Source organism: Echinicola pacifica DSM 19836 (assembly GCF_000373245.1).
GTDB lineage: Bacteria > Bacteroidota > Bacteroidia > Cytophagales > Cyclobacteriaceae > Echinicola > Echinicola pacifica.
Genome location: NZ_KB890750.1, coordinates 704890 through 719355 on the forward strand (window position 1 = coordinate 704890; position 14466 = coordinate 719355).

Below are 14466 nucleotides of genomic sequence, written 5' to 3' on the forward strand. Positions count from 1 at the left end.
GATGGTTAATAAATTTTTTCTTTTTAATGCGCCCTATTTGCTAGCAAACTGATTCCCCTGGGCCAGGAGACTTATTATTATTCCACTATCTCAATGGAGACGTTGAATAGGTTTTCTAAATTATAGATCAATACTTTTGGGTCCCTGGGAAGGGGTAATGTCCCCGACACCTTATGCCCTGACCATCGGCTACTGTCTATCGCCAGCTCTAAGCCATAAGATCCCTTGATCTCTTCCAGGACCTCCGCCAAACTTAAGTCCTCAAGGATCAGTTTTCCGTCTTTCCACGACAGGTAGCTCTCGAGATTTATGGGTTCGTATATGTTCATCTCCTTGCTTTCGGAAGAATACGAAGCCACCTCTCCGGGGCGGATAAACAAACTACTATAGGATTTGAAATCAGTCTGTGTAAGCTTCACACTCCCCGATTCTAGTGCAAGGAGCTTCTTATCCCCTCGCTTCTGATAGGAAAAGGTGGTCCCATACACTTCCACTTCTACATCCGTTCCTTTATTGATCACAAATCGCTGATGATCCATCGTGTGGGTCACATCGAAGAAGCCTTCACCATTTAATTTGACATTCCGATCAAAATTACCCAAAACATCTAAGGTATATTCTAAAGAAGAATTTCCATTCAGGATCACCTTAGTGCTATCAGGCAAGGTGAGCGTCAACTGCTCCCCTATTCCGGTCTGAAACTTCAGCTCCTCAGGACGCAAAACCATCCACACGGAAGTCAGCAGGATCATCATGCAGATCATTACCGCTGCAGCTCTCCCAAGATAAACCTTAGAGCCCTTGATATCTTTAAGCTTTGAAGACTCCTCTCCAAAGGCCTGAGCTTTCACCGCTCCTAATATCCTGGAGCGGATCTCCCACTGCTCCTCCGCTCTCATCCCATCCGTATGGCTAGGAAGATACTCATAGCCATCATACCAGTCATCCAACTTGCGCTGCTCCTCCGGACTGATATTTCCGGTCAAAAACTTGTCGATTAACTGTTGGATTTCTATTTGGTTCATTTCTTTTGCTTTCTATATTTAAGTCAACTAAGCAGGGTCTAACCTCTAGTAAAAATATAGATTTTAATAAAAATATTTGATATTGATTATCAACTAGGCATTCAAAGGCGTGACTTAATACACATTTGACAATTCCTCACATAGCTGTAGGATGCTTAGGCCAAAGATGGAGAAACTGTACCTTCTTAGATTTTCACGGAGTATCTTGAGCGCCTTGATCATATGCTTTTCCACGGTGCTGATGGATATCTCCATGACTTTGGCGATCTCTGCATAGGTCATGCCTTCGCTATTCTTAAGCTCATACACTATTTTAGCTTGCCCTGGCAGGCAGGCCACCTCTTTCTGGTAGGCTTCATCCAGTTCTCGGTAATAAAGCTTCTCCTCTACCTCACTACCGAAAGTATTATTCCGGGATTTCACAAAGTCCACATACTTTTCCTTCACCACCTGAGATTTGATATGATTGATCACCTTGTATTTCATGGCGGTAAACAGATAGGCTCCCAGCGAGGTATGAACTTCAAGGCTGGTCCGCTTCTGCCACATCTCCACAAACACCTCCTGTACCAAACCCTCCACAATCTCCTGCTTTCTCAATCGCCTATATCCGCTATTATATAGCTGCTTCCAGTATTTATTATATACTTCCACAAAGGCCATCTCATTTCCTTTTCTTATTTGTTCTAAAATTCTTTGTTCAATTTGGCTCATAGGCGAACAGAATGTTGTTAGGTGAAAACTGGTATTAGAACTAGATACCCAAAGGAGGTAAAAATATTAGATTGGTATATTTTTAAACCAATATTCAGATATCTACCATTAAATTAATAAAATGAGGTTTATAAACAAACCTATATTTTACAATACTTAACATTTTACCATAAAACACCATAAAAAAATACCCTACCTTTTAGAAAATTACATAATTATCAAAAACGAAGGTATAAAATTATATTCGACGTAATCCAGAATAGACCTTAGAATGGGTGCTTTACAAAGCCTGTCCCGAATAAAAAAAATCAACGCTGATCTTGGGCATACATAGTTTCACTATTCCAGCTAAAAAATACGGTTACATTTGATTCTTATATCTCTAATAGAATGACACCTTCCAAATCAAAAGGTGCTTCTTCCACGACCGTCACTTTCACCTGACGATCCATTTTTTCCTCGGCCTTCAAAATCAAGAAACTTAGGTATTCCTCATTAATATCCTTACCGACCAGCACCAGCTCTATGACCCCTGAATCTATCCCCTTAGCATAATCTCCCACCACCACGGCTTTCTTCACCGTTCCTAGCTTCTTGATCACCACTTCCACCAGTTTATCTAGTCCCAGATACTTTGCCACCAGACTCTTCAGCTCATCAAAAAGAGGATGCTGCCGGTTGGCGGAGTAGGATTTCATCTTTCCTTCTTGCTGAGATACCAAAATCCCTGCATCCGAAAGCCGATTGAGCTCCACACGAACCGAATTAGTGGATTCCTTAAACTCCTCGGCAAGCCCACGGAGATAACCCTTATTGGTCTCTTGAACAAAAAATTTTACTAAGAGTTTCACCCGGGTCTTTGAAGTAATAAGAATATCCAACATGAGTATGTCCTTTCGTATGCAGTCTAAAAATTCATTGAGTAACAAATTTACTCGTTAAATTCGAAAAAGCAATCGACTCCACCGGCTCCTACTAGACCCTTCCTTTAACACTGACATTGGTTGGTTTTAGGACTACAGCCTATTTTTTTAGATCTAAAAAACGACAGGATCCAGGGCTTCCTATTTCCTTATCAATAAAAAAGCCTCAACCTGCTCCTAATATTATATAGAGGCAAATTGAGGCTTATAAAAATGGGGATGATTCTGCTAAAACTCTTATTTGCTAAGCACCAAACTGCTAAATGCAGGAAGGATTGCTTTGTCTTCTTTTATTTCAGCACCTTTCAGCGCATAGACTTTTTGGCTATATCCTTCCGGGATCATAAACTCCTGAGGCTTACTTCCAATATTGTGAAACACTAGCAAATCCTCTTCTGCGGCGATACGCTTATAAGCCATGATCGGCTTTGGAAACTCCTCTTTTAGAAGTTCCAGCGAACCTATAGCCAAGGCAGGATGCGTGCCACGAAGGTGAATCACTTCCTTATAGTGGTTGAAATAACTCTTAGGGTCTGCCTTCTGCGCAGCTAGCGGGGTTACCGTCTCATCCGTGGAGAACTTGGGCTCTATCCAGCTAGTTCTGCCACTGTCTTTGTCCCTGGCATCCCAAAGGAATGGCTCTCTAATATTGGGGTCAGGCTTCTGTCCAAGCATACCGATTTCTTCTCCATAATAAATATATGGCGCTCCCGGCATGGTCATCAGAATGGCAATGGCCTGCTTCAACTTCTGCTTGCTCTTCCCTAGCTCATTCAATAAGCGGGGCTGATCATGATTGGAGGAAATAGTAGCATCGATAAAGTCATCCGTTATTCCATTATAATAGTTCAATACCTCTGACTGTTTCTTTGCCAGCATCATACCATCTTGCTTTTTATATGCATCCAAAAGGGTATAATGAAAATCAAAATTGAATAAGGCAGGCAGTCCGGTAAGGTACGGAGCCACCACTTCTTTCATATCATACACTTCGCCGACCAGGTACACATCAGGATTGATCTTCTCCATCTCTGCGCGGAACTCGTTCCAAAACTCATGGCTATCCTCAGCTCTATCGTCAGGATAGATATGCTTCGCCGCATCTAGCCTGAAGCCATCCACACCCACTTCTTCCAGCCAGTATCTACCAATTTCATATATTTCGCGACGCACCTCCGGATTATCGAAATTCAAGTCCGGCATATCTCCGGTAAAGAAGCCATAATAAAAATCCTCTCCAAATCCTGGGTCATGCCACTGGCGAATATTATCACTGTCCAGAGTAATGACCTTCTTATTCAGGAAATCCTGAATGGTATCTGATTCGGCCCATACATAATAATCACGGTAGGGATTATCTCTACCTTTTCTGGATTCCACAAACCAGGGATGCTCATCGCTGGTATGGTTGATGATCATATCAATGACGATTTTGATATCCCGCTTATGGGCTTCCTCTATCATCACTTTGAATTCATCCATGGAGCCATAGTCCGGATGGATCGCTTTATAGTCGGTCACATCGTACTTATGATAAGAAGGTGAAGGCATGAGTGGCATAAACCAGATAGCATTGGCGCCCAGCTCCTGGACATAGTCCAGTTTCTCTGTCACCCCCTTGATATCGCCGATCCCATCGCCATTGGTGTCATAGAATGACTGAATAAATATCTCATAGGTCACCCCATTTTGAGGCCAGTAATTTTTCAGTTCCATCTCCTTTTCTCCAGATTTACTGCAGCTTGCGATCATCAACAGGCAAGCTGCTACAATGAATGAATTTCTAATTTTAGACATATTTTTATTAGGGTTTGGGCACAAAAAAACCGCCTCAGAAGTTCACAACTACTGTTGGGCTCACGGATGAAGGTGGGCACAATAATAATTTAGTAAACTCCTGAGACGGCCTAAGTACCGATTATATCAGTTAATCTTAGTTTCTATTCACCGCGTTTAGCATATCGAAGGCGACTTCAAGTCTTTTCACGAAGTTTTCTTCGCCTTTTCTTAACCATACACGCGGATCATATTTCTTCTTATTTGGCACGTCAGGTCCCTCAGGGTTACCTAGCTGGGTCTGAAGGTAACCTTCAGATCCTTGATAATATTTCAATATTCCTTCCCAGAATGCCCATTGCATATCGGTATCAATGTTCATTTTGATCGATCCGTATCCGGTAGCTTCTCTGATTTCCTCTACAGTAGATCCTGAACCGCCGTGGAATACGAAACTTACAGGCTTACCGCTCAATCCGAATTTCTCACAGATATGATCCTGAGAGTTTTTAAGGATTTTAGGCTGCAAGCTTACATTACCTGGCTTATATACACCGTGAACATTCCCAAAAGCAGCTGCAATGGTAAATAGATCACTCACTGCACTTAGCTTTTCGTAAGCGTAAGCTACTTCTTCAGGCTGAGTATAAAGCTTGGAGCTATCAATTTCAGTATTGTCAACGCCATCTTCTTCACCACCAGTCACACCTAGTTCGATTTCCAAAGCCATTTCCAGCTTCTTGAATTCGGCTAAGTATTTCACGGAAGTTTCGATGTTCTCCTCGATGCTTTCTTCTGAAAGATCAAGCATGTGAGAACTAAAAAGAGGCTTCTTATAGGCATCATAGTATTCTTTGCCAGCAGCAAGCATACCATCTACCCAAGGGATCAGTTTTTTGGCTGCGTGATCTGTATGCAATACCACAGGAACTCCATAAGCTTCGGCCATTTGGTGTACGTGCATCGCACCGGATACCGCACCTGCAATAGAGGCTTGCTGCTTGTCGTTTGCCAAACCTTTGCCGGCATAGAACTGCGCACCTCCATTGGAGAACTGAACGATCACTGGAGAGTTTACCTTCTTGGCAGTCTCTAATACCGCGTTGGCTGTACTAGTGTTGATTACATTGACTGCAGGAAGTGCAAATTCGCTTTCCTTAGCATACTCCAACAGGTCTTTCAATTCTTCACCGTACTTTATTCCTGGTTTGAATTTCATAATTGAATGGTTTAATGGTTTGATTACTTTATGATAAATTGCTTTCGCAATACCTGACTATTGTCAGTAAGTTCAAAGATATAAAGACCTGCTCTAATATCCTTTAATTGAAAGCCTAAATTGTTATCATTTTGGTAATTTCTCCCCTCAATCCATACTTTTCCACTCATATCCACCACCCTATAGCTGAATTCTGTAATATTTCTGGGCAAAACCACATTAATATCCCCTTCAGATGGCACTGGATATATCTTTAATTCTACCAGCTCACCACCTATTTCCGGTAAGGCCGTAATCAAATCCTCCTCATGGATCATCCCTTCCGGACGGTCCAAGTCCCAATTTAACAGGAGTCTATACTCATTGACACCAAGATCCATCGCTAAGGAGTTATCCTCCCCAAGCCGAACTTCCTCCCCACTGATATGATCATACCATTGGTCTGAATCAGGCATGTCCAATTCATAGTCAGTGGCTTTGGTAAGTCCATAATTGCCCACCAATACCATCTGCTGATCGCCTGACTTCAGCTTATACCATTTCACTTTTCCAGACACATTCATCTCTAAAGTAGCCTCTTTGCCAAATAGCTCCGTGCTATTCCTTAAATGGAGCATGGTCCGATAAAGTAAGAATAATCGCGCTCGGTCCGGGTCTTCCAGATAGTCCCAATGTGCGGGTTTCATGCCAAGCCTATCGTTATTCAGCTCTTCATCATAAGCCATTTCTCCAAACTGCCAGATCATCTTTGGACCGGGAATGGATAGGTAAAAGGCGGCCAATAACTGCGCACGGTTCACGGCATTGGGCAGCGCCCTCAGGTCCACAATGGAGCGATCCCCATAGTTTAGCACTTCCCACATCAGCCGCTCCTCATCATGACTCTCCATATAACTGATCAGGTGATTGTCCGACCAGCCTCTATTGAGGTAGTAAGCATAGGAAAAGTCCTCTTGGCCCCCTTTGATAAGCTGACGGAAAGTATGGTTCATATTGCCCCAGAACATCATCCCATAATCGGAAAGAATCTTCTCCTCACTATTTTCTGATAGGTGCTCAAGGATCACATAGGTGCCAGGATGGTCTTTCTGAATTTCATCATAAATACGCTTCCAGATAGCAATCCTACTCTCGTCCTTTTGGCTCCATTTATTTACATCTTCCCCAGAATATACCTGGGTAAAACCCTTGCTGAGATCAAATCGATATCCATCCACATGGTACTCCGTCACCCAATAATTGGTCACCGAATCCACCAATGCCTGGGTATAGTGGCTTTCATGATTGAAGTCATATCCCACATTATAGGGGTGCGTAGCGCTGGTGTTTAGCCAGGGGTTTTCTGAATCAGGGGCACCATAATCCCCCTCATTGTACAGCCTCACCAGTGGACTCTGCCCAAAGGCATGATTCAGCACCATATCCAATAGGACCACCATCCCCCTACCATGCGCAGCATCTATCAGCGCTTTCAGCTCATCCTTGCTGCCGTAATATTTGTCCGGAGCGAAATAAAAAGAAGGGTTATACCCCCAGGATAAATTCCCCTCAAACTCATTTATCGGCATCAACTGAATGGCATTGACACCCAATTCCTGCAAGTAATCAAGCTTATCCGTCACCGCAGTATAGCTCCTCTCCTCCTCAAAATCCCTCACCAAAAGCTCGTATATCAGCAGCTCTTCCTTCTCAGGTTTTGCGTAATCCGTGTTTTGCCAGACATAAGGAAGCTGGTCCGTCTGGAGGTAAGACAGCTGAAATTCCTGACCTTCAGGATAAGGCATTAAGCCGGGGTACCTTCCTTCCTCTATGATAGCGGCATCATCATAAGGATCCGCCACCTTATCTGTATAAGGATCTGCTATCTTAATTTCGCCATCTACCAGGTATTGGAACCTGTACTCCTGTCCAGGCACCAGCTGTTCGATGTCGATCCAAAACATTTCCCCGTCAGGGGTCTTATTCATCCGATAGTCTTTATTGACTTGCCAGTCATTGAAGTCCCCTAATACGAACACATTCCGCTTACCTGGGGCTTCCAGGACCAAGCTTACTGTGCTACTATTAAGGTAATTAATGCCTTTTTTTCGCCCTTCGGGCAAAGCAAGTACAGCGGATTTATCATATACCTGCAGCTCCAGCTGAGTGTTCGCGGACTGCTCCCCCGCCTGGGCGGTAGCCTCAAATGACACTAATCCAGGCGATTGAGCGAGATAGCTATAGCTCAGCACAGTACCTGAAGGAACTGAAGCGAGTTCCACAGCATTGGCCTTCAGGCTTATGGAGGCAGTTTTGGAGCTTAGTACTTCCAGCTCTATGGTCTCTCCCACCTCTATCATCGCGGGCCTATTGCCCACTGTATTCAGCCTCAGCTCAAAGCCTTGGGCCAGATTTACAAAGAAGTCTCCATTGGAGCTGGACTTCCCTTCCTTGGTCCCATCGCCATTGCGAAATACCATACCAAGACGATACACTGTCTTGCCGGCAGGCAGAGCAAAGAAATCACTAGGTGTCAGGACAAATTCCCATACCTGAGCTTCACCTTCCACCTTGGTCATCTGCGCCTCGGGATCCATGGTTCCCCACTGGAAGGGTACTATATCCCAAGCGGTGGAACTGGCTCCTTCGGTGACCGCACCAAGATGGATATACACCTGGTCGGCATCCACCAAACCCGTATTACCGGCTGAGGCATCATATCTGATTCGGAGCTCCTGGCTGGCCTCTGGAAATGCCGGGATAGTCGTCACCTGCCCCATCAAGGAGAAGGAGGCTAAGCAAGCCCAAAACAATAGACAGAAACCGAATAGAGCCCTCATGATGCATCTGTTAAAGAAATCCCCCGTGCCCAAATAGCTCCGGGGGATTGAAGTTTTAACCTAGCCAATTAATTTTTCTCCAAAGAGTACGTCGTCTGACCTGGCACTCTGAAGTCCATGATAATGGTATAGTTTCCAGCTTCTTCGACAGGAATATTATCACCACCAGCTTCCAGAACCCCATCGAGGTCAGAGTCGCCGAAGTTATTGTCCCAAGCGTCATTTGCACGGAACTTCAAGGCTCCTACCTTAAGGTCTGTAGTCAGGGTAAGAACGTTTTCATCTGCATTAAACTCCATAGGAGTGGATGCATCCCAAGAACCTGGAGTAGCATCTCCGATGATTCCCCAGTATAGCGGAGCACCCATGGTATAGGTTTTTGCATTGAGGTTTACGGTCAGCAGGAAGGTTCCCACGCCAGTGGCTTTGATATTGGCGCCACCGGATTCCATGGTTCCATCGGCCCCATCATCCCCATAGTTCACGTCCCAATTAGGCCCTTCGTTAATTTTGAATTCTCCGGATCCACCAAGGATATGAACATAACCTGCATAGATATTATCTGATTTTATGGAATAGATTATGGTATTTTCATTCTCTGGTTTCCATCCTTGATATTCACCAGGCAGGTAGAGTCGTGGGTATTCCAGCGCCACCTCATAAGGGGTCAGACTCATGGTGATTACCTCCGAATACTCGGTGGCTACATTAGCGTTGATCACGGACTTGATCCTTACCTCCACGTCCTGGGCCTGATCGGTAGCTAAGCCTTTGGCAAGTAGTTTTTGGTTTAGCTGTCCATAGGTAATCAACACCTCATCCGTAGAGGAAGTCGCTAGTTCCACAGGCTCTGCAAAGCTATTTCCCGGCAGATCCATTTCCACAGTATAAAGAGCGGCAGCGGAAAATCCATAATCGGCCTTGTCATAGGCAAATACCAGCTCTTGCATTTCCGCCTCGGCGGTAAGTACTATACTCGTACCTGAGGCAGGGGAATTTAGCACGGGCGCAGTGGGATCTGACTTGATCACAGGGTCCAGGTCATCTGTACATGCACCAGCAAAAGCCAGGCAGCACAGGAGGAAGATATTTTTTATAGTGAGTTTCATCATCAATGTCATTTTGGGATTAATAACCATCATTCTGCTTCAGGTTAGGATTAGCAGTCAAGTCAGCAGTTGGCAGAGGATAAAGTCTTCTGAAAGACTCCACTTTTCTACCTTCATAAACTCCGCCTTTCCACTGCCACAGGTATTCTTCACCAGTGAATTTGCCAAATCTGATCAGGTCTGTTCTTCGCTGCGCCTCCCACTTCAGTTCACGGGCTCTCTCATCTAGGATAAAGTCTAGGTTGAGATCAGCAGCGGCGATATTGCCAGTGGCATTCCCATAGGCTCTTTGGCGCAATTCATTGATATATCCGAGTGCCTGGGCCTGGCTCCCGCCTGTAGCGCCTCTTAGCACCGCCTCTGCATACATCAGGTACACATCTGCCAGACGGAACATCGGGAAATCAGTATCCACGATATCCGTCCCTGGGCTAGAGCCTCTCTGGCCATCTCGGGTGACATTTTTATATTTCTTCACGGCATATCCCTCCTGGAAGATGCTGATATTCTCAATATCCAAAGTCTGATCCTCCGTATGGAAAGATCCTCTGGCATCTGGAGTACCATCGGTACCGGGGTATAGGGCCACGATCTCTGGACGAGTACGTAATCCCTGCCATCCACCGGGGATACCAAATTCCTCTCTATTCATGGTGCCGCCCACCGCAGCATTCACCAAGAAGGTAGTGCCACCGTAAGTGGTCGTATTTACCCCATCAAAAGCCACAGAGAAAATCAATTCCTCAGAAAGGTGATTATCTGCCAAAAACAAATGATTATAGTTGCCCTCAAGCATAAATCCACTTGCAAGGATTTGATTGATATAGGTCAGGGCATCTGTGTAGCGGTCTTCACCTATATACACTTCGGCATTCAGGTAGAGTTTCGCCAGCAGCATCCATGCTGCAGCCTTATCAGCACGAGCATATTCATTTTGTCTGGCATCTATAAGCGTAGGGATAATATCAATCAGCTCACTTTCGATGTAGGCAAATAATGAAGAACGATCAGTTTGCTCAGGGAAATAAGCACCTACACCATCCTCCTCAGTCACAAATGGCACATTGCCATACATATCCAAGGCGTGGTAATAACTCAAGGCCCGAAGGAACCTAGCTTCTGCCCGGAATATTCTTCCGGTCTGCTGATCTGCTTCGGAGATTCCCCGGGAGGCCATATTGCTATCGCTGGTTTCGCGGATATATTCGTTTGCCAAGGATATCTGGTAGAATATACGGTAATACATCGCGGCAATAAAGCTATTGTCTGAGGTCCATTCGGAGGTATTGAGTCGGGGAAGTCCCTCGTCATTCCAAGTGATGATGGCCTCATCGGTAGGCAATTCCTGCAGCTTCCACAGGGCCCGAATATAGGTGGAAGCACCTTCATCAAGGCCTGAGATATCCGGCTTTCCTGCTGGACCTTGCTGGCCACTTACCGCAAGACCCGCATAGAGCTTCGCCAATACTGATTTATAATTGTCAAAATCTTCATATACCTGGATCGAGGTCACCTCATTATAAGGTTCTAAGTCCAGATTGGTACATGATACCGCGCTCACTAGCCCCAGCATCATGGTTATTTTATATATCCAATTCGTTTTCATTGCTATTGAGGGTTAGATTAAAATCCAAAATTGAGACCAAAGGAGAATATTCGTGGCAATGGATAGAAGTTATTATCGATCCCGCCACCAGTGGCATCATCAGTTCCTGGTGCTATTTCAGGGCTTACCCCTTCATAATTGGTGATCACAAATACATTCTGTACCGTCGCACTTGCACTGAGACGAATCTTGGAATCAAATAGATTCCCAAAATCATATCCTACGGAAATATTTTCCATTCTCACAAATGAGGCATCCTGAATATAATAGTCAGATCTCAACTGGTAATTCTGGAAGTTGGTGGTCAGGATATCAGAAGGAAGATTATTCAGGTAACCAGGAAATTTCAAGCCCTGATAGGCGGCTTTGGAGGAGGACACATTATTATATGCTTTATTGCCTGCATTGCCTCTAAGGACAAATCCAAAGTTCCAGTTTTTATACCGCATGCTACTGTTGAATCCGAAATAATGGCGAGCATCCGGGAAGCCATTTCTCACTCGATCCTGCTCATTGATGATACCATCTTCATTCTGATCCACATACACCCCTTCGATAGGAACTCCATTCTCTCCATATACTTGCTCATACACGTAGAAGGAATTTGGCTGGTAGCCTACAGTATGCACTTGGATGGTATTTCCTGTACCTCCGCTGATGCCACCCACGAGTATACCTACGCCGTCTTCTTCTACATTGCTGAGGCTGGTGATGGTGTTTCTGCTATTTGTATAGTTTCCACCAATATCCCAGTTGAAATCAGTCGTTTTGATCACATTAAATGTCAAACCTATCTCTAACCCTTGATTTTCTATGCTTCCCACGTTGGTAAAAAGCTGATTAGTCAGGTTGGTTCCAGCCGGAACAGGGATCACGGCTAAGAGGTCATCGGTCTTCTTATAATAGTAATCAAAAGTACCGTAAAGCTTGCCATCGAGAAATTCATAATCGATCCCCACGTTATAGGTAGTCGTTTCTTCCCATTTGATATTCTCATCATAACCCTCAGGTCTGAGTGTGTTATAATATGTAACGCCGAGGCTGTATCGGGTAGCATTGTCACTGGTAATATACCTAGGCAGATAGGGGAAATATGAGCCAATATCCTGCTGCCCAGTCACCCCGTAACCCAATCGTAATTTCAGATCGGTAAGGAAGTCATTAGCCTTGAGGAAGTCTTCTTCGCTGATTCTCCATGCTGCAGCCAAGGAAGGGAATACCCCCCAGCGGTTGTCCGGAGCAAATCGGGAGGAACCATCCGCACGAATGGTGGCGGTAAATAGGTATTTATCTTTCAGGGTATAATTGGCTCTACCGAAGTAGGAGATCAATCGATACTGAGGGCGACTTACCACGCCTGCTGCGGCCAGGGTATCACCTTCTATATTTAACCTTGCAAAGGTGGGATTTCGGGTTAAGAAATCCTGCGCTGAATAGCCCACCAGTAGGCTCAACCTGCTATCCTTATATTCCTTGACATAGTTAAGGTAGAAGTCGGCCAGTAGATTTCTTTTGCTTTGCTCATAAGGAGCGACACTTCCGCCTTCATAATATCCGGAAGCAGAGTTGGCGTCAATTATCGTTCTGCCATTACTAGAGCTCACATCGTAGCCTAGATTTAGATTGGCCTTCAGGCCCTCCAAAAAAGGAAGTTCATAATCCAACTGCAGGTTACCGATGCTTCGTTTTACTTCTCCTCTATCATCCTTGGCCATGATCAGTCCCATAGGATTTCTAGGTGCTAGGGTCTGTGGAGTCCCATCAGTATTCAGCCACTCCCAGTATCCACCGATACCTTCGGTATCATATACAGGCTGAGTCGGGTCAAATGCCGCTGCAGCACCGATGGCGTCCTGATTTGCAAATCTACTTTTGGTGATGACTCCCTTTACATTAAAGTTGACATGGAGTTTATCCTGGAATAAATTAGGGTTTAGGCTAAGACTTCCAGAGGTTCTCTGCAGGTTATCAGTTTTGAGCACCCCGTCTTGGTTCAGGTAGCCAACAGATAAGCGGTAAGGAAGGGCCTTATGAGCACCCGAAATCGACACGTTATTATCATAGCTTAGCGCAGTCTGATAGATTTCACTCTGCCAGTCGGTAGCATCCGTTCCGATAAGTGCCGCCTGAGCAGGTATTGCCTGGGCGTCCACGATTTCCTTAAACTGGTCGGCATTGAGCATATCCACTTTCTTGGTCACCGAAGATACAGACATAAGAGAACTTACATTCACCTTCATGGCTTGACCTTCTTTACCTTTTCGGGTGGTGATCAGCACCACCCCGTTGGAAGCTCTGGAGCCATATATGGCGGTGGCAGAAGCATCCTTCAAGATGTCAAAGGTCTCGATGTCATTTGGATTCAGAAAATTCAATGGGTTGGCCGTGCCAGATGTTTTGGAATTATCCAAGGGTACGCCATCAATCACTATCAAGGGGTCATTGGAAGCATTCAGAGATGCGCCACCACGGATCCTGATCCTACCTCCGGATCCGGGTGCACCTCCATTGGGAGTTACCTGAACACCTGCCACCTTACCGGCGATCAGTTGCTCAGGGTTGGTTACCTGACCTACGTTGAAGTCATCTCGGTCAACAGAGCCTACTGATCCCGTCAAATCAGCTTTTCTCTGCGTACCATAACCTACCACAACTACCTCATCCAATTGCTTGGTATCGCTTTCTAAGGACACATTAATAATGGATTGATTACCCACCACCACTGATTTGGGGTTATAACCAATAAATGAAAACACCAGGATATCCTCGGAGGAATTTGCATTAATAGTGTACTTTCCGTCAAAATCTGTAGTGGTGCCTTTTGTAGTCCCTTTAATCAGGACATTCACAAAGGGTAAAGGATCACCTGAGTCGGTGTCTGTTACCGTTCCGCTCACTGAGGGAGCTTGTGCGTAAATACGATGTCCGGCAAGGAGCGCCAGACACATCACCGTTACCTTAAATACGGTATAAATCTTTCGCATAATGGTTTGTTTTTGGATTAATTGTTAATTTTTACCTAGTAAATTAAATATTAAAATATTACCATTTACAGGTAACATTCCAGTAATCGCTCCAGATAGGTGAATGAATCACTTAGAGGTGTTTTCCTGAATTGTTCTCAAATATTAGGCAATGCAGGCCGTATGAGCAAATTATTAGTCCTAAAATAATTTGGAAAATAGTATGCAAACGTCACCGCAAACGTGTTCATAGCATAAAATATATTTTCACTAAAAAATTCAATTTTGAACAAATGCGAACTAATCGCCTCC

9 protein-coding genes are annotated in these 14466 nt (G+C 44.7%); all 9 read right to left on the reverse strand.

Features of this window, described 5'->3' with window-relative positions; all coding sequences use genetic code 11:
- Nucleotides 1-77: 77 nt before the first annotated feature.
- The 9 genes from B050_RS0113465 to B050_RS0113505 all read right to left on the reverse strand — a co-directional run bounded on the left by B050_RS0113465 (nucleotide 78) and on the right by B050_RS0113505 (nucleotide 14175).
- Entirely contained in the window at nucleotides 78-1025 is a 948-nt protein-coding gene (locus tag B050_RS0113465; protein WP_018474458.1) for a FecR family protein, read from the reverse strand.
- A gap of 114 nt (nucleotides 1026-1139) precedes the next feature.
- Nucleotides 1140-1739 (reverse strand): RNA polymerase sigma factor, encoded by a 600-nt coding sequence (locus B050_RS0113470; protein ID WP_018474459.1) that lies wholly within the window; start codon nucleotides 1737-1739, stop codon nucleotides 1140-1142.
- Nucleotides 1740-2113: 374 nt separating this feature from the next.
- Entirely contained in the window at nucleotides 2114-2623 is a 510-nt protein-coding gene (locus B050_RS0113475) for a helix-turn-helix domain-containing protein (RefSeq protein WP_018474460.1), read from the reverse strand.
- Between the two features lie 276 nt (nucleotides 2624-2899).
- Nucleotides 2900-4414: an alpha-amylase family glycosyl hydrolase gene (locus B050_RS0113480; RefSeq protein ID WP_018474461.1), complete on the reverse strand. Its 1515-nt coding sequence runs from the start codon at nucleotides 4412-4414 to the stop codon at nucleotides 2900-2902.
- Nucleotides 4415-4595: 181 nt separating this feature from the next.
- Complete coding sequence (gene fbaA / locus B050_RS0113485; protein WP_018474462.1) at nucleotides 4596-5657, reverse strand: class II fructose-bisphosphate aldolase; 1062 nt, start codon at nucleotides 5655-5657, stop codon at nucleotides 4596-4598.
- Nucleotides 5658-5680: 23 nt separating this feature from the next.
- Complete coding sequence (locus B050_RS0113490) at nucleotides 5681-8476, reverse strand: alpha-amylase family glycosyl hydrolase (RefSeq protein ID WP_026235881.1); 2796 nt, start codon at nucleotides 8474-8476, stop codon at nucleotides 5681-5683.
- A gap of 68 nt (nucleotides 8477-8544) precedes the next feature.
- Nucleotides 8545-9588: a SusE domain-containing protein gene (locus tag B050_RS0113495; RefSeq protein WP_229802402.1), complete on the reverse strand. Its 1044-nt coding sequence runs from the start codon at nucleotides 9586-9588 to the stop codon at nucleotides 8545-8547.
- 16 nt (nucleotides 9589-9604) lie between these two features.
- The gene (locus B050_RS0113500) at nucleotides 9605-11191 is read right to left on the reverse strand and encodes a RagB/SusD family nutrient uptake outer membrane protein (protein WP_018474465.1); all 1587 of its coding nucleotides are present in this window, start codon (nucleotides 11189-11191) and stop codon (nucleotides 9605-9607) included.
- Between the two features lie 17 nt (nucleotides 11192-11208).
- Nucleotides 11209-14175, reverse strand: coding sequence for a SusC/RagA family TonB-linked outer membrane protein (locus B050_RS0113505; RefSeq protein ID WP_018474466.1), 2967 nt, complete (start codon nucleotides 14173-14175; stop codon nucleotides 11209-11211).
- Nucleotides 14176-14466: the final 291 nt, after the last annotated feature.

What these genes read in the sequence shown, in the direction of transcription:
- B050_RS0113465 (WP_018474458.1), bottom strand. Translation starts at nt 1,025, where the DNA reads ATGAACCAAATAGAAATCCAACAGTTAATCGACAAGTTTTTGACCGGA.
- B050_RS0113470 (WP_018474459.1), bottom strand. Translation starts at nt 1,739, where the DNA reads ATGAGCCAAATTGAACAAAGAATTTTAGAACAAATAAGAAAAGGAAAT.
- B050_RS0113475 (WP_018474460.1), bottom strand. Translation starts at nt 2,623, where the DNA reads ATGTTGGATATTCTTATTACTTCAAAGACCCGGGTGAAACTCTTAGTA.
- B050_RS0113480 (WP_018474461.1), bottom strand. Translation starts at nt 4,414, where the DNA reads ATGATCGCAAGCTGCAGTAAATCTGGAGAAAAGGAGATGGAACTGAAA.
- fbaA (WP_018474462.1), bottom strand. Translation starts at nt 5,657, where the DNA reads ATGAAATTCAAACCAGGAATAAAGTACGGTGAAGAATTGAAAGACCTG.
- B050_RS0113490 (WP_026235881.1), bottom strand. Translation starts at nt 8,476, where the DNA reads ATGAGGGCTCTATTCGGTTTCTGTCTATTGTTTTGGGCTTGCTTAGCC.
- B050_RS0113495 (WP_229802402.1), bottom strand. Translation starts at nt 9,588, where the DNA reads ATGATGAAACTCACTATAAAAAATATCTTCCTCCTGTGCTGCCTGGCT.
- B050_RS0113500 (WP_018474465.1), bottom strand. Translation starts at nt 11,191, where the DNA reads ATGAAAACGAATTGGATATATAAAATAACCATGATGCTGGGGCTAGTG.
- B050_RS0113505 (WP_018474466.1), bottom strand. Translation starts at nt 14,175, where the DNA reads ATGCGAAAGATTTATACCGTATTTAAGGTAACGGTGATGTGTCTGGCG.